This window comes from Aestuariibacter salexigens DSM 15300 (assembly GCF_000429145.1).
Lineage (GTDB): Bacteria > Pseudomonadota > Gammaproteobacteria > Enterobacterales > Alteromonadaceae > Aestuariibacter > Aestuariibacter salexigens.
The window spans coordinates 31,882-48,647 of record NZ_AUBH01000004.1 but is presented as its reverse complement, the minus strand read 5'-3'; the positions used below and the strand labels follow the sequence as shown (position 1 = coordinate 48,647).

Here is a 16,766-nt window from a genome sequence, read left to right as displayed (position 1 = left end):
GCACAATGGTATTGAGGGAAAACGATGTGTACGCTTGAGTTAGCAATTTCCCAGGAGCCTATTGTTATGTCTGGTATGTTTTCCGACCTTCTATCTAAAGCGCAAGAGCAAAGCGAAAAGCAGCGTTTGTTATTCTTGTTCGCAAAAACTGACGAGACCAATAAAAGCAGAAAACGAGAAGACAAAAAGGGTTCTATTGAGCCTAAAATGGTCGTTGATAAATTGCCAGATGAGTTGTCTGAATTTTCCAATTTAGTGAAGGAAGCGGATAGCATAAACAAGGATTGGGATTTTGTGTTTATAGCTAGCCTTGGGGGCGATTCAACTACGCCTCCCACTACAGAGGCTGCAGAACCCTATCTAAACAAAATGACTAACGATGTGATGACCGGTAACAATATTTTTCGCTACGTGGTGTTTGACAGGAACGAAAACCCGATAGAAATCACTGCCAATTAGTAAAAGGGAAAACCTAGCTCCTACGAGCTATACTTTTAACTATTCTGACGGCTGAAACCCATGGTCGCTAACGTACGAGAAATTAAAGACGGCTTATTCCCTTTTAATGGTGACGAGCTACATCAGCTCTCGTTTTTATTGAATTATGCGATCCTTGCACCGTCTCATTATAACGCCCAACCTTGGCGCTTCCAGCTATCCGACAGCGGATTGGATATCATCCTGGACAAACAACGAGTGTCCCGGTTTGTAGACCCTCATTCTCGCGAGGCAATTATCAGTTGTGGCGCTGCGATAGGCATGATCGAAGTTGCTGCTCATTATTTTGGCTGTTCGGTCAACATAAATTACGAAAATACGACTGACAGAGACTTACTGGCGCATATCAACCTAACTGGAAAATTCGACCCGTCAGATAATGACATTGCATGGTTTCATGCTATCAAATACAGGCAAACTAACCGTAAATATTTTGACGATACTGAACCACCCAACCAGGCAATCAACAGTGTACAGAGCTATGCTAAAACGCTCGATGTACAACTGTCTCTCGCAAGAGATATCGGTACGATTGTCAAGTTTTCAGATATGGTCGAAAGAGCTGTGAAACGCCAGTTTGCAAAGCCTTGGTTTCGCTTCGAGTTTACTTCATGGCAGCGGTCTATGCTTAGCTTGAAACCAGATGGTTTAACTGGGCACGGCTTTTACCACACCACACTTCCAAATCTGCTATCCAAGCCGATGTTGAATTGGTTCAACTGGGGCAGCAGCATTGGCAAGTACAATGTCGATAAGTGTCGTCACGGGAGTCCGACATTTGCAGTAATTTCCACCGCCAATGATGACAGAACAGACTGGTTAAATACCGGTCGATTATTAACGTTTTTGTTACTTGGGCTTGCACATCAAGGTTTGTCCGTGTCTTACATGAATCAAGCTATTCAGGAGCCAGACATCAGAAAACAATTACCACCGATTTTGCAATCATTACAATATCCACAACTGATACTGAGAATAGGTAAAGCGTCGCCAGTGCATTTCACTCCGCGGCGATCCGTTGAGCAAACCATTATGTGAGAGTATGAAAAACTCACATATCCAAAAATAGCGTTAGCAACTGTTCTTCAGTCAATGCCCGGTCACATTGAACGTAGAGCACTTGCTCTTCTTTTTCGTTGTGTAGCAGAAGCAGTTCTGACAGGGCTTTTTCCAGTGCTTCAGAATGATCGTCGTTTTTTAAGCTTTCACTAATTTCATCCAGCATGGCTTTAATTTGATCATGCTCATGGCGCATCACCATTGTTGGGCCAGCACCTTTTATACCTGTGGCTTTTTCGAACATGGGAAACAACAACTCTTCTTCCCAGCGAATGTGTCGTTTCAACCCTTCACTAAACTTATCGAAGAGCAAGACAGCCTTGTAGCGCTGGTTTTGTTTGTTTTCCCGGTACATGCGGAATAGAAAATCAAGTCGTTCGTGATCAACACTAAAAAATTGGGTTACCAGATTTTGCATTACTGTCGACTCCATAGCAGTTATCCTGTGGTCGAAAACAAAATGACAACCAGTATCAGCATGGCAACCCAAAAGGCAGACATCATCTGCCAAAAAAGCAAACCTTTGCTGTTATCGATTGCGGGATCATCTTTTAAGAATTCGGGGTTTGGCCGAGTTACATCATCGACAAAGTCTTGTAGACGTTTGTAGCGTTTTGGTATGTCAAGCGTCACGCCTTTTTCCAACGCACGGTCAAACCACAACGGTATAATTGGGTTGTGGTCGGTGGCGCTAATATAACGAAGCTTGTCAAAGTCATGGCTATTGACGTATTGCTCTATCTTTTCGCCATAGGGCAGTTCGCCGGTAAACAATTCGTAGGTGATAGTGGCGAGCGCATAAATGTCGCCTTGAATGCCCGTGTTCCTGCCTTGCAGGTAATAAGGGTCAGAATAGGTAGCCGTACCCAGTGCGCCAAGATGCTCGATAGGAATAAAAACCTCAGCGATACCTGCGACAAAGACTGACCCAAAATCAATCACCTTAATCTTCATTGCATCATCAACAATAATGTTGGCGGGTTTAAGATCCTGGTGAATCGTTTCTGTATTATGAAAAGCTTTAAGCGCAGCAGCGATTTGTTTGACTAACGTGATAGCCTTCTTGGGAGAGGGTAACGGATGATCGATCATCCATTTATCAAGTGAAATACCTGGTACATACTCCATCAGGTAATACAAACAGGTTCTTGGTCGATTCTGGGTTATGATCTTGACCACATATTCGCTGTTTATACGTTTCCCTATCCACTCTTCCTGAATAAAGCGGTCAATGTAATGCACGTCATCCTGGAAGTTGAGGGATGGTGTTTTCATTACAATTTGTTCATCAGTTTCCAGGTCAGTGACGAGATAAACCTGGCTGCGACTGCTAGCAAACAAAGCCTGATCAATCCGGTAACCATCCAGTTTCATTCCGGGTTCAAGGTCGGGTGGGAAAGGCAGACGGGTTAACTTGGTATTAAAATCATCACGGCTTTCAGCGGGCAGTTTCTCGACTTTGGCAATTGCGCAGCTGATATTGTCGTCGCTGTTGGCCAATTTTGCTTCAGCAATTATGCGCTCACACTGCTTCTGAGGTTCAAGTTCATCACTCAGGAACTCAGTCAGTTTCTCCTCATTGATAAAATCATGAACACCGTCGGTTGTCAGAAGAAATACATCTCCCTCTTCTAAAACCGATTTCCCGTAATCAACTTGTAAGACGTTATCCATACCCACGGCTCGAGCGAGAATGTTTTTGCCACCACCAATGTTGATTGAATGATCTCGCGTTAGTTGCGTAATAGCACCATCTCGATAGCGGTAGATCCTGGAATCGCCGGCGTGAAAAAAGTGAGCCGTTCGCGATTTGAGCACAAGGCCACTAAACGTGCATAGATAGCCTTTTTCCTGATGGGTAAATTCATGACTTTGCTTGAACAGGTTTAAATTAATCGTAGTCAGTGTTTTTTGGCCGGCTTGTTTCGCTGACCACGTATCAGGCGTGCGGAAGTATTCTTCGATAAAATGTTTTACCGCGTAGTCACTAGCCTCTCTACCCGCTTCAGCACTGCTAACACCGTCAGCAATGACAACGGCTGTACCCTTTGATGACAAGGCGTGTCGGTCAGTCGGAGTATGCACAGCTACTGCATCTTCATTGACCGGCTTAACGCCTGCAATAGAAGCACAACCCGTAGCCACAACAAGCGTTGCGTTGTTTGAGATGTCGTCTTTTTCAGTGTGCTCTGATTGCATTGAGTTAGTCTAAGTTAGTGAAAAGGCATCCCTGTTTTAGAGATGCCTTTTACAATTGAGTTACTGTTAACTTACATCGATCATATGAACTGTGCCATCTTCAGCAATTTCTGCGATTTGACCTCGCGGTTCATCCATGAATATTAGCGTGAATAAGCCAACCAACGCGGTTGCTGCTATGACGTAGAAAAACGTACTGTAATCGACAAAAGAAAGCACTGTTAAGAATGTCACTGCACCGACATTACCATACGCACCTGTCATACCGGCAATTTGACCAGTCATTCTGCGCTTAATCAGTGGAACTACTGCAAATACTGCACCTTCACCAGATTGCACAAAGAATGAACACCCCATGGCAATGACGACCGCTAACCATAGTGGCCAGGTGCCATCGACTAAGCCCATTAACGCATAACCAGCCGCCAATCCAGCGGTTAATATCATTAGTGTAGATTTTCGGCCAAATTTATCAGATATCCAACCACCAGCGGGACGCGACATCAGATTCATAAACGCATAGGCTCCAGCCACCAAACCAGCTAAAACTGGGTCAAGGTTGAATGTTTCGGCGAAGAAAAGCGGCAACATTGAAACGACCGCCAGTTCTGAACCGAAGTTGGTAAAGTAGAGAATATTCAGCACAGCGACTTGCTTGAAATTGTAGCGGTGTAACTCTGGTACTTCTTTGCTGAATATCTCTTTGTTGACCTGCCAGACTTTATAAACTTCGAGTAAATACAAAGCAAACAATCCAATATAAATTGAGTTCACAATGGTTTGGCTAAGAATGTCCACACCGCTTGGAGAAAGCTTCCAGGCCAGCAGCGCAATTGCCGCATACATAGGCACTTTCATCAGCAGCAGTAAGAAGAAGTCACCTTTGGATGTTACTTCCATCGCGCCTAAATTTTTGGGTTTAAAATAAGTTGAACCTTTTGGTGTATTGGTCACGTTTGCATAATAAACAAAAGCAAAAACCAAGCTGATTACACCGGTTAAGCCAATCGCATAACGCCATCCATCTTCACCACCAAACAAAACGGCTATTGTTGGCAAGGTAAATGCCGCCGCGGCAGAACCAAAGTTACCCCAACCACCATAGATCCCCTCTGCTGTGCCCAGCTCGTTGTGAGGGAACCACTCTGACACCATTCTGATGCCAATGACGAAGCCAGCACCTATGAAACCAAGTAGGAAGCGCGCAATCGCTGCCTGTACAAAGCTATCTGCGAAAGCAAACATGAAACAGGGTATAGAACAGATGGCCAACAAAGCCGAGTAAACTAACCTCGGCCCGTATTTGTCTGTCAGCATACCGATAATCACCCGGGCCGGTATGGTGAGCGCTACGTTCAGAATGAGTAAAGTCTTAACCTGATCTGTCGTTAGCCCTAAAGTCTCTTTAACCGCTTGGAGTAGCGGCGCAAAGTTGAACCAAACCAGAAAGCTAATAAAGAACGCCATCCAAGACAGATGGAGTATTTTCATCTTGCCAGTAAATTTAAAAATATTGAATTTTTCAGTTGTCATGGGAATCTCCACATGGATTTGTTATCTGTAACTAATTATTAGCTCTCTGGGCTCGTGGTCTTTGACTTGAATCAATAAAAAATCGCCAGTAATTACAATGCTTTACAATTACCTACTAGGTGGTATTTGGTGATGCTTAAGGTGGCAATGTTTGGCACCTTTACGTTTTTTGGGTCTGTAACAACTCGTTTGCCCTTATTACAAGCGTAAACGAAGGCGCTTTTATTCCTATTGCATCTAGGCGGTAAGTTTGAAGTTTTTGTGGGTAGGTAAACTTCCAAAAGTTACTTACAGATTTTTCGTTTCTAGGTAGGGTTAACTTAATAAAAACAGTGGGTTAAAGGCTTTTAGTAATTACCTACTTAGAGGTAATTGGTGGTTCACGCGACAGTTGTGCAAACGTCCCCGTTTATAGAGTTGCCGACTTGTGAACGCTATAGTGAATACTGGTTCTAGTTTTATCGGATAGATTTTTGACGGTTTCACACTCCAGGCAGGCAACGCGAGCTTTAGTATTGGCGACGCTGGTGTTTGCTATCAACTTCTCAGTTTGGACGCTTTATGCGGTAATGAGCGTTGAATTGAAGCAGGTGCTCCAATTGTCCAGCACTCAGGTTGGTATTCTGCTTTCGGCACCCATCATCACAGGCGCGTTGTTAAGATTGCCCGCGGGTTTACTATGTGAGCGTTATTCACCAAAGATGATACTGATCCTGCAGATGCTCATTACCGTGCCACCTTTAGTTTTGTTACCCAGTATCGATAGTTTTTCTGGCTACGTGATCGTTGGGTTACTGATTGGAATCTCAGGTGTCTCTTTTAGCATCGGTATTCGCTATCTCACGGATTGGTTTGACAGTAAAGAGCAAGGTACGGCAATGGGAGTGTTCGGTGCAGGTAACGCTGGAGCAGCATTAAGCCTTATTATTGTGCCCTATATACGCGATGTTTGGAGTTGGAATACCATTGGGCCAACCTATAGTGCGATGGTTTTGATCACCTGTTTTGCATTTTGGTTAGCCGCTCCATCACCGCCGAAATTCAAACAGCAGAATAAACAGAAGCCGCTGGCGTTTTTTGTTAAGCCTTTGGCTCACGCACGGGTCTGGCGATTTGGTCTGTACTACTACTTTGTTTTTGGCAGTTTTTTAGCGTTGTTGCTGTGGCTCCCTCAGTACTATGTAAATGCTTACGCTTTGCCTTTTAATCAAGCCATGGCGCTGACTTTATTGTTCGTGATCAGCTCAAGCATGGCGCGCGCTGCCGGAGGATGGTTTGCCGACCGTTTCGGGGCAAGGAATGTCAACTGGGGAGTGTTCTGGATTTGTCTTGTTTGCCTTTTCTTTTTGAGTTATCCACCAACGACCATGACAATCCATGGCGTAGACAGAGATGTTGAACTTTACATTGAACTCAATGTTTGGGTGTTTACTGTTATGCTCTTGTTGATTGGATTAGCACAAGGGTTTGGACGCGCAAGCGTATATAAAATCATCAACGACTACTATCCAGAACAAATGGGCAGTGTCGGTGGCATGGTGGCCATGCTTGGCGCATTGGGCGGTTGCACGCTCCCCATTCTTTTTGGGCTGGCGGTCGACATTGCCGGTGTCTACAGTGCGTGTTTTATGCTCCTTTACGGCGTGTTGGCAGTTTGTATGCTGTTAATGCATTTAGCTATAAAGCGCGAACGCTACAAAAGCCGAGTGTTAGAAGCCCAGCAACATAATTTTCTCGAACAGGATTAATAACCGTGTTAAACATCGTGGACAATCAACAGGAGCAAAAAACTACACCATTGCTTCGTTTAGGGTTTCGGCCGTTTTTTTTATTTGGCAGTCTTTTCGCAACCCTATCCATGGCGTTGTGGCTGCTGACTTTAAAGGGGGTTATTTCAATCGAGCCACTTAACGGTATGCTTTGGTGGCATAGCCATGAAATGCTGTTTGGCTTCACGGCAGCGATAATCGCAGGTTTTTTGCTCACCGCAGTTCAAACCTGGACGAATATCCCAAGTATCAAAGGAGGACAACTACTGCTTCTGCTCTCCCTGTGGGGCTTTGCGCGGTTGTTGATTTTGTCTGGTTCGACGTCGATGCTGCCATTGGCAATGATTGCCGATTTGATGTTTCTACCGTTAACAGCATTTTTTGTTGGTCAACGGGTGGTCAGGATACGCCAGTACCGAAATCTGATTTTTATTCCCGTGCTAGTACTCATGTCAGTGATGAACCTCTTCACTTATTTACCTAGCTTAGGTTTTGATGCAGCCTGGCAGTCACGCGGTATACAGGGTATGACGTTGTTAGTCACCTTTCTTGTGGCTTTTTTAGGCGGCAGAGTCATTCCGATGTTTACCGCAAATGGCACAAAAACGACCAAAGTATTACCTATAATGTGGTTGGAAATGTCAGCCTTAGCCAGCCTAGTGGTTGTGTTGGTTTTATTGCTGCTCAAAGATGTTGCTGATATTGCGATGTTGACGGGCATTGTCTGCCTGACAGCAGCCGTGATTCATACAATACGCCAGTGGAGGTGGCGCATCTGGGTCACGTTAAATGTGCCATTAGTGTGGTCTTTGCATTTTACTATGCTGTTCATTCCAATTGGGCTTTTATTGCTAAGCCTGCATTTCTTTGGTGCGAGCATTACATTAAGCACTGCAATCCACAGTTTAACCGTTGGCGTCATTGGGGGTATGATTTTGGCCATGATGTCTCGTGTTTCACTTGGGCATACCGGCAGGATGTTACAAGTTGGAAAGCTAATGAGCGCCGCTTTTATTGCCGTAGTGATCAGTGCGATAGTGCGGTCTATTGCAGTAGCGGTATGGCCACAGTGGACGATTCAATTTTGGGTATTAGCAGGTTGTCTATGGTGTGTAGCATTCGGTTTGTTTTTCTTCAAATACTTGCCTGTACTGTCGGCACCCAGAGTAGACGGCAGGCCAGGGTAACTTTGCTTACAACATAAATTTGCTGAGCGCAGACTTAAATATCAAACCGATACATATTAGCGCTGCGATAAACGCTAGAATCCGTTGCGATTTCGTTTTACCGCGCTTTAATGCAATCGTTCCGAACACAATGTACAACAGGAGCAACAGTATTTTTGCGGCTACCCAGTCGAAAACCCATGGATAGAAGCCAGCCATTATCATCAGGGCTATAGCGGAACTGAGTAAAAGCGTATCAATAATGTGGGGGATAGTTTTCACCCATTTGTGCTGCAGCAAGCTTGAATCAGTGATCATCCAGTATCCACGAATGATGAAGCTTAATAGCGTAGTTACTGCTAACACTATGTGTGCTTGTTTTAAAAGTGTGTAATCCATAGATTGCAAACCTTACCGTATGTGCCTCCAGACTTTACAGTCTCTGTGGAGAATTACATTAATTGATGGTCAACTGTATTCCACTGCGCTAAATAACCTAAATTGATGTAAAAAGCTTGCCATGGGTAGTGCACAGTCATCATATCACTCAGGACATAACGCGAGCGTGCGTTAGATTTGCACCGAAAGGCGTTAATCCTGCAATCTGATGCCAATAACCGTTAGTTTCATATGCGGTGAGAGATGTCGAATTGGAATGCACAAAATTTGTCAAAGCTTCAAATGTATTGGCAGCCTCAGGACTGATTCGAACAATATCCACTAACCCTTCCATTGTCTTGAGATCATTGATTAGATTATAACGATACCCTGACATCGTCTGAATACCGTTCAATACGAAGAGTGTTTGCCCTTCCTGACTTGATGCAACGCGACCACGCGGGTAATTCAGGCAGCACAGCTCACAATTGTCTTTTGCACGGTTTTCCGAGCGAGCAGTAAAACATCGAGCAGAATATGCCAGTGGTAAATGACCATAGCTGAATAATTCAACCTCAAATCTATCCTTAATCCCTATGGCATCACATTTTGAAAGGATTTCGGACAGCTTATCCTTCGAGAGCTCGACGGGCATGCACCAGCGTTTCATTCCCTGCTTTAACAATAGATCTAGTGTTCTGTGGTTATATATGTTGAGCGCTGGGCCTGCGACAAACGGCACCTTTAACTTTCGTAAATAATTCACGGCGGCCATATCGTTGGCTTCAACGAGGAATTCACCGTTTTCACAATATTTACGCACCTGAGCCAATTCCGAAGGTGCTTCCAACAAGGTCATAGTTGAGAGTATGACCTCCTTACCCCTATCTGCAAGCGCCTTCGCAATAGCGATGTAATCACTCATTTTTAATTGACGCCGCTTCGAACAAACGGTTTCTCCCAAATAGATAATTTCGGCTTCACTCTGGGCGGCTTTGTCGTAGAACTGCTCAACCTGTGCTTTAGGCCAGAAGTATAGAATTGGGCCGAGAGAATATTGCATATGGTTTCCTTCAAAATTAAATAACCAAAAGGATTGGCATGGTTGCTATTGCCACGACTTGTGGTAGGCACCCAAAGTAGTGCAGCTTCCCTCCGATAAGGATTCTAGACGTTTTTCCCAATCATGCAGATCGTTTACAACCATGTTGCTACTGCAGTGGTCAATAGCATCGCGCCAAACTCTAGTTACCTGTTTAACGTAGGCACTACTTCGTTGCCTGCCTTCAATTTTTAAGGCGGTTACGCCAATTTTAAACAATTCAGGTAACAGACTCAGCGTATTTAGACTAGTAGGTTCTTCCAGTGCATGAAACGCTGTAGTATTGCTGTCTATTTGAAAACGCCCCTTGCAGAGAGTTGGATAACCGGCTTGCTCATGTGGTTGATAGGAATCAATTAAGACATTGTTCAATCTGGATGTTAAACGACCATCCGACTCCTGCCATTGAACGTGACTTGCTGGTGAACATACACCATTCATATTGGGTGACTCACCGGTTAGATAAGAAGAGAGGTGGCAGCGTCCTTCGGCCATTATGCATAGACTACCAAATGCAAAGACCTCCAGTTCAATATTAGTACTTCTTGCTAACTGCTTTACCTGATGAATTGATAGCACGCGCGGGAGGACGATTCGCTTCACGTTGAAGCACTCTTGATAGTATTCGATAGCACCTGCATTGGTTGCAGATGCCTGTACGGATAAATGTAATTCTAAATCTGGGTAACGCTCAGCTGCATAGCCGAGTACTGACATATCGGCAACTATCAGGGCATCAATATTGAGCGCTGCGGCGGCATCGACAGCGAATTTCCACTTATCCCATTGTTCAGCATGCGCATACGTGTTAATAGCAATATGTATCTTTTTTGACCTGTCGTGTGCGTAAGCGACGGCTTCTTCGAGTCTTTCCTCAGTAAAATTAAGACCCGCAAAGTGCCTGGCATTTGTATCATTCTTTAAACCCACGTAGACCGCATCTGCGCCATTATCGATCGCCATTTTAAAAGAAGAGAGGTTACCCGCAGGGCATAGTAATTCCATCGCGTCTTCACTTACAAAAACAAAACCAGCTCTATTTTTAGAAAACCAGTGTCATTTGCCAATTGAAACAAATAGGTAGCTGTCGTTCTTTGTGAGTACCAATAAAGAGCTTTTGTTAAACGTGACACATAGGCACATAATCAATCGATTGATTTGAATAGGCCCATTGGTTAGGAGCAAGTTATGGTGAGTGCAAATATGCGTGAGCACTGCGCGCAAAATCTGGGTACTGAATACGCTAAAAGTCTTCCTCTACTTGGTGACGTGATGGCTGACATCCTGACGCTGTTTGGATGTAAGACAGTGTTCGGGGTAGGAGGTGATTTTGCAGATAATATTATCAGCGCTTTTGAAGGAAAACTTGACACTGCGCCTTCCAGTAACGAAATGCACGCTGGCTATGCTGCTTGTGCTCAAGCTCAAATTTCAGGTTTAGGTGCAACGCTGACAACATTCACCGTGGGTAGTTTACCTTGTTCCAGTCCAGCTGCCCTTGCAATAGCCGAGAAGCTGCCAGTAGTATTTATTTCGGGAGCACCCGGCGAGCAAGAAATTTCTGACACGCTGCTGCATCATAGTGTGGCCTCCAGCTCTGAATGGATGATGAAATATGATTGTGCCTTAGAGTCATTTCGTGCATTAGGTATGAGAACTGAAAGATTGCAAGGCGCAAGATCGAAAGGACAGCCGAATATGGCGGCTGAACGTTTTTTTCAATTGGTTGCTCACGCCTATGCCAATAAAGTGCCTGTTTTCATTGAGATACCCCGTGATTTAGTCTTTGAGCCCACCCAGGCATTAAAGCTGCCACAAACACCCGGTGACTTAAATCATGAGACCTATGTGTTAGATGGTGCGCAGCATATCGCTGAACACATTGTTGAAAAATTGAATGAATCAAGCCATCCACTTCTGTTTGTCGGCGAGAACGTCAAGTTGAATACAAGATTATGTGAACAACTGCGGAATTTTGTGCACAAATTCAATATTCCTTATGCAACTAGCTGGCTGGCAAAAAGTGTTTTAGATGAGTCTGATCCGCTATCCGTAGGAAGCTATAACGGCGTATTTAGTCCAGATCACGTACGATACTACATTGAACAGAAAGTTGATTACATCTTGGAAGTCGATACCAGTATCCAGAGTCAAGATACGAATAATGCTTTTTGTTCAGGCACACATGTTATTCAATCATTTGAAAATAAAACCATGGTAAAAGGGACCGTTCAAAATCAACAAGGTTTGCTACATGTCTTTGAAAACTTACTAGCGAGCGACATCCATGTTTTTGATACATTGCTGGAAGAAAAGCGTCGCCCGTTTGTAAACGATAATGACAGCGTCGCCTTCCATAATCTTGCAGATGCCCTCAATGATGTGCAAAGTCAGATATCTCCTTCGTTAATTTATCTACCAGAAATCGGTAATTCGTATTTCGCCTCCTACAGTCTAGAGACTAAGCAGTCAAGTCACTGTCGGCCTTGGCTAACCAATCCATGGTATGGTGCTATGGGTAGTAGTCTGCCCTATGCGCGAGCTGTAGCTAAGACTCTAAAATCCGCAAACTCGTCAGACATTGCGGTTGTTATTACCGGTGATGGAGGCTTTCATTTTCAATTAAATGAGTTAATTCACTTTCAACGAGAGAATTTGGCGGTTGTTATCCTCTATATGCGTAACAACATCTTCCACCTTGGCAAAAGTGGTGAAAGCACAATGTATCATTGTTCAAGCCCCGAATTTGATGTCCTGACGCTTGTTAAAGCATATTGCGGCAAAGGGTTTCAGTGCAAAACAATAGGAGAATTGAAGACTCAATTACAAAGCGCGGTTGAATCAAATTGTGGGATAACTCTATTAGAAATACCGGTAGACCCTAATTCAGACAAACTCAGTCGAGAGATAAGTATGCTGAATTTATTCATACAAATGAAAAATGGCAAGCAAGGTGCAAAAGAAGCCTGGGATCTCGCTGTTGCTGGATAGTTAATGAACGAAGTTCAAATACCACTACTCAATTTTATAGGTTATGGCCAATGAATAAGACAACGCCTTTCGATATGTTGTGGCACAATTTAAACTCGAAGTCACGCAGTAATCCTTTAATTTGCATTGCGAAAAAACGAGTGCAACACCAATTACTAGCACTACCGAAAGACATAACAAAGGCGTTTACTAGATTGCCATCCTCGTTTCAGTCATGGGTGACACAGACGACATTGTCAAATTTTTTTGCGAAGCAATTAGCTGATGAATCACTTCGTTTTCTAGAAGAACATTGGCTAGCAATAATTATTAGCAACATTCCATACCAGTTTTTTATTTCTGTCCGAGAAGTCCAACATTTGCGACTCAGGAATCAGTCAATTGTGGTAAAGACGCAAATCGAACAAGAACCTGACGTTACCTTTAGTTGCGATATCGATAGTTTAATCAGTATTGCTTTAAGAGAGCAGGATCCGGACACTCTTTTTTTTCAACGCAAACTGCTGGTAACTGGCAATACCGAGTTAGGTTTGCAGGTTAAGAATTTTCTCGATGAATTGGATACAAGCACATTTCCAAGCTTAGTGGTTTGTGCCCTCACAAAGTACAATGATGTTGTGCAGGCCTCGCTATAACTAGCGTTTGTTTCCAGTCGGCGCAAAAGGATTTTTATTAAAACTGGGCATTGCAACCGCAAACTTGGCAATCATGTTGTCGCGGCAATTTAAACTCACTCCAGGTTGCTTGCATAGCATCATATAGATGCAGTCGATTGCAAAGTGGATTGCCATAATGTGTGACTAGCTTTATGGCTTCAAGCGCCTGCATTGCACCGATTATTCCAACAAGTGGTGACATGACACCCGATTCGACGCAAGACAGATTTTGTTCACCAAAAAAATGGCTCACGCATGCATAGCAAGCACTTTGTTGGCGTGGATCAATACACAGTATCTGGCCTTCCATGCGTATAGCAGCACCAGAAACCAAAGGAGTTGATTGTCGGTAGCAAATTTGGTTTATCCTATTTCGGCTTTCCAAATTGTCAGTACAATCCAGCACAATATCTTGTTTGGCAATAAGCTCATCTAGTTGCTTTTCCGAAGGGCGTATACAGAGCGCTGTTATGTTGACTTCACTATTGATTTGCTGAAGCGCCAGTCGTGCTGAATCAACTTTGTTGGTGCCCACAGACTTCTCTGTATGCAACACCTGTCGCTGTAAGTTGGTGAGCTCTACCTTATCATCATCGACCAGAGTTAGATGACCAACTCCACTTGCGGTTAGATATTGGCTTGCAGCACACCCCAACCCGCCAACGCCTAGAATCAAGACCTTACTGTTTATCAGGATCTCCTGTTTATCCAGGTCAAAGCCAGAAAGCAGGACATGGCGGCTATATCGCATTGCTTGTTTTGTGGTGAGCTCTTTTTCCATTGTTCATCTCACAACCTTTGCTGCATTTCTTTTTACCACTCAAGCCTAAGAGCAACAATTCCCCAAAAGAGGTAGTCGGTGTACCTCAATTTTCAAATATCGAGTAAGTGTAGGTATCTATATGATATTTAATGGTTTTATTTCTGTTGAGGCGTAGAATCACTAGCAGCATTTAGTGAGGAGAATACTATGAAAACACGATTAGCAACGGCTATCGCCAGCATATGTGCGGCGGGTTTAATAATGCCAAATGTTTCGTTTGCGACCGGATTCGCAGATTTTCAACAAGCGATCGCTGATGGCGAGGCCGACGTTAAGCTACGATATCGATACGAGCGTGTTGACCAGGATAACATTGACAAAGAGGCCAATGCTTCAACCTTGCTCACCCGACTGAGTTACAAAAGTGCCTATTTTGGTGGCTTCTACACACAACTAGAGTTCGATAATGTTACCGCACTGGGCAACGAAAACTTCAATAGCACTGTCAATGGCAATAACATCTATCCTGTGGTTGCCGACCCTATTGGTTCAGATTTCAACCAAGCTTATGTGGGGTACAAAACTGAATCACTGCATTTCACAGCTGGTCGACAGCGCATCAATCATAATGACCAAAGATTCGTGGGTGGTGTGGGCTGGCGTCAAAATGAGCAAACCTATGATGGTTATCGCCTAAGATACGACAATCAGTCTGGCCTGAATGTTGACTACAGCTACATACACAACGTTAATCGTATTTTTGGTACCGATAGCCCAAATTCAGATTTAGGTGGCAATATACATCTACTGAACGTCACGTATAAAATCAATGCTGATCACAAGATGGCGGGTTTCGCCTATGAACTAGACTTTGATACCGCTAACGCAATCGCAACACGCACACTTGGTGTGAGTTACGATGGCAAGATTTCCGCCGTAAACATTCACGCTGCCTATGCGCGTCAAAACGAAACTGGTGACAATCCAACAGACTTTTCCACAGATTACCTGGCGTTAGAGTTAAGCACTAAATTGTCAGCAGTGAATTTGGGTATAGGTTACGAATCACTTGGCAGCGATAATGGCAAAGGATTCACAACGCCTTTAGCTACTCTGCACAAGTTTCAGGGGTTCGCTGACAAGTTTCTTGCCACGCCAGGACAAGGGATTAATGATCTATACATTAAAGCGTCTGGCAGCATTGGTAAACTGAAACTATTGGGTGTATGGCACCAGTTTGAATCAGATGTAGGGTCAGTAGACTATGGTAATGAATTTAATTTCAATGCCACCTATCCAGTATACAAAAACACCAACTTCTTACTGCGTTATGCAAACTACAGTGCCGATGATTTCGCAGTTGATACCAATAAACTCTGGGCAATGATGACTTTCACTTTCTAGGGATTTGCTCATAGCTTCCATAACGTCCTCCACGCGTTATTTGCCGACTCAATATGGGTCGGCTTTTTTATACCCCCTTGTGAGTATTCCTTCAGCGCAATAACAAAAACCACACTTTTACGCCAAACTTAGGGTAACAAAAACTCCGAGCTCTAGTGCCTAAGGTGCTAACAACTATGGTACTGGAGCCGCAACTGAGAAGTTGCCCGGTAGTCAGAGAAATCAACCTGCCGCCCACGAGCTGTAACGCTCGACATTTGGAAAGGTGTTAGATGAACTTACAAGACTCATTCGGAAGAAGATTCAATTATCTGAGACTCTCAGTAACTGAACTATGCAACTTCCGCTGCAACTACTGTCTTCCGGATGGCAACGACTGCAACACACCCAAACGCGGTTTGTCCGTAAACGAAATTCAAACCTTGGTGAAAGCGTTTGCTGGCCTGGGTACAACCAAAGTGCGCATTACTGGCGGCGAGCCGGCACTGCGTAAAGATTTGTGTGAAATCATCGAAACCTGCAAGAAAGTCGACGGCATTAAAAAAGTCGCCCTAACAACAAACGGGTTCAAACTCAATCAGGATATCGAAAGGTATAAGCAGGCTGGTCTTGATGCGATAAATGTCAGTGCCGATAGCCTAGACCCACGCATGTTTGCAGCAATCACTGGCAAACAAAAGCTGGAAGAAATACTGTTGGGTGTTGAACGAGCAGCTCAGTTAGGCATCAGCAACATTAAACTAAACACGGTCATGCTCAAGCAATTCAACTACAAAGGGTTAGATGCATTTTTTGACTACTTGCGTTCCCACAAGGTTACCTGGCGGTTCATTGAGCTTATGCAGACCGGAGACAACAAAAGCTTTTTTGATAAAAATCATGTCGCCGGGCAAACGATCAAAGATCGACTTCTTGAACAAGGGTGGCAGCGCATCATTCGAGAAACCGATGCTGGGCCTGCACAGGAATTCATGCACCCCGAATTTTCGGGAAATATCGGTCTCATAATGCCTTATAGCAAAGATTTCTGTGAATCGTGTAATCGATTGCGTGTTTCCGCACAAGGCAAACTGCATTTGTGCCTGTTTGCTGAGCAAGGAGTCAGCATCCGTTCGTTTTTGTCTGCCGGTGATGTATCCGGTGCACAGCAGGCAATTGTTTCTCATCTTCAACAAAAACACAGTCAGCATTTTCTGCATCAAGGATTTACGGGTGCAACGAAGCAACTGGCTATGCTAGGAGGGTAAC

The 16,766-nt window shown here is 44.1% G+C and carries 15 protein-coding genes and 1 riboswitch; of the genes, 8 read left to right on the top strand and 7 right to left on the bottom strand.

Translation table 11 applies throughout. The annotated features are described in order from the left end of the window. The first annotated feature begins 66 nt into the window (after positions 1-66). Complete coding sequence (locus G441_RS0107570) at positions 67-459, top strand: hypothetical protein (protein WP_026375784.1); 393 nt, start codon at positions 67-69, stop codon at positions 457-459. Between the two features lie 60 nt (positions 460-519). Next, entirely contained in the window at positions 520-1,536 is a 1,017-nt protein-coding gene (locus G441_RS0107565; RefSeq protein WP_026375783.1) for an Acg family FMN-binding oxidoreductase, read from the top strand. 13 nt (positions 1,537-1,549) lie between these two features. Here G441_RS0107565 and G441_RS18220 read toward each other — a convergent pair whose 3' ends face one another. From G441_RS18220 to G441_RS0107550, 3 genes are all read right to left on the bottom strand, one after another. Then, the gene (locus tag G441_RS18220) at positions 1,550-1,975 is read right to left on the bottom strand and encodes a hemerythrin domain-containing protein (RefSeq protein WP_051275421.1); all 426 of its coding nucleotides are present in this window, start codon (positions 1,973-1,975) and stop codon (positions 1,550-1,552) included. Between the two features lie 20 nt (positions 1,976-1,995). Then, positions 1,996-3,756, bottom strand: a complete 1,761-nt coding sequence (locus tag G441_RS0107555; RefSeq protein ID WP_084407300.1) for a bifunctional protein-serine/threonine kinase/phosphatase — start codon at positions 3,754-3,756, stop codon at positions 1,996-1,998. Positions 3,757-3,822: 66 nt separating this feature from the next. Continuing rightward, entirely contained in the window at positions 3,823-5,289 is a 1,467-nt protein-coding gene (locus G441_RS0107550) for a NarK family nitrate/nitrite MFS transporter (RefSeq protein WP_026375781.1), read from the bottom strand. Positions 5,290-5,804: 515 nt separating this feature from the next. Between G441_RS0107550 and G441_RS0107545 the strand changes: the two genes are divergently transcribed. Continuing rightward, on the top strand, positions 5,805-7,037 hold the full coding sequence (locus G441_RS0107545; protein WP_084407299.1) for an MFS transporter: 1,233 nt from the start codon (positions 5,805-5,807) through the stop codon (positions 7,035-7,037). Between the two features lie 17 nt (positions 7,038-7,054). Beyond that, complete coding sequence (locus tag G441_RS0107540; protein WP_240485102.1) at positions 7,055-8,245, top strand: NnrS family protein; 1,191 nt, start codon at positions 7,055-7,057, stop codon at positions 8,243-8,245. Between the two features lie 6 nt (positions 8,246-8,251). Here G441_RS0107540 and G441_RS0107535 read toward each other — a convergent pair whose 3' ends face one another. From G441_RS0107535 to ubiU, 3 genes are all read right to left on the bottom strand, one after another. After that, positions 8,252-8,623 carry a SirB2 family protein gene (locus G441_RS0107535; protein WP_026375778.1) on the bottom strand — a complete coding sequence of 124 codons (372 nt, stop codon included), beginning with the start codon at positions 8,621-8,623 and terminating at the stop codon, positions 8,252-8,254. Between the two features lie 148 nt (positions 8,624-8,771). Then, on the bottom strand, positions 8,772-9,665 hold the full coding sequence (locus tag G441_RS18215) for a U32 family peptidase (RefSeq protein ID WP_034474701.1): 894 nt from the start codon (positions 9,663-9,665) through the stop codon (positions 8,772-8,774). 45 nt (positions 9,666-9,710) lie between these two features. Next, a complete protein-coding gene (gene ubiU, locus G441_RS0107525; RefSeq protein ID WP_026375777.1) occupies positions 9,711-10,709 on the bottom strand; it encodes a ubiquinone anaerobic biosynthesis protein UbiU in 999 nt (332 codons plus the stop codon). A gap of 183 nt (positions 10,710-10,892) precedes the next feature. On the opposite strand from ubiU, the gene G441_RS0107520 reads away from it, so the two are divergent. Together G441_RS0107520 and ubiT are read left to right on the top strand one after the other, a co-directional pair. Beyond that, entirely contained in the window at positions 10,893-12,695 is a 1,803-nt protein-coding gene (locus tag G441_RS0107520) for a thiamine pyrophosphate-dependent enzyme (protein WP_026375776.1), read from the top strand. A 50-nt stretch (positions 12,696-12,745) separates the two neighbouring features. Then, positions 12,746-13,330, top strand: a complete 585-nt coding sequence (gene ubiT, locus G441_RS18210) for a ubiquinone anaerobic biosynthesis accessory factor UbiT (RefSeq protein WP_051275420.1) — start codon at positions 12,746-12,748, stop codon at positions 13,328-13,330. A 37-nt stretch (positions 13,331-13,367) separates the two neighbouring features. On the opposite strand, the gene moeB is transcribed toward ubiT, so the two are convergent. After that, entirely contained in the window at positions 13,368-14,132 is a 765-nt protein-coding gene (moeB, locus tag G441_RS0107510) for a molybdopterin-synthase adenylyltransferase MoeB (protein ID WP_026375775.1), read from the bottom strand. Positions 14,133-14,321: 189 nt separating this feature from the next. On the opposite strand from moeB, the gene G441_RS0107505 reads away from it, so the two are divergent. Together G441_RS0107505 and moaA are read left to right on the top strand one after the other, a co-directional pair. Continuing rightward, complete coding sequence (locus G441_RS0107505; protein WP_026375774.1) at positions 14,322-15,518, top strand: alginate export family protein; 1,197 nt, start codon at positions 14,322-14,324, stop codon at positions 15,516-15,518. Between the two features lie 131 nt (positions 15,519-15,649). Beyond that, positions 15,650-15,802: riboswitch (molybdenum cofactor riboswitch) on the top strand. Further along, a complete protein-coding gene (moaA, locus tag G441_RS0107500; RefSeq protein ID WP_026375773.1) occupies positions 15,791-16,765 on the top strand; it encodes a GTP 3',8-cyclase MoaA in 975 nt (324 codons plus the stop codon). Its footprint overlaps the riboswitch before it by 12 nt. The last annotated feature ends 1 nt before the right edge of the window (position 16,766 follow it).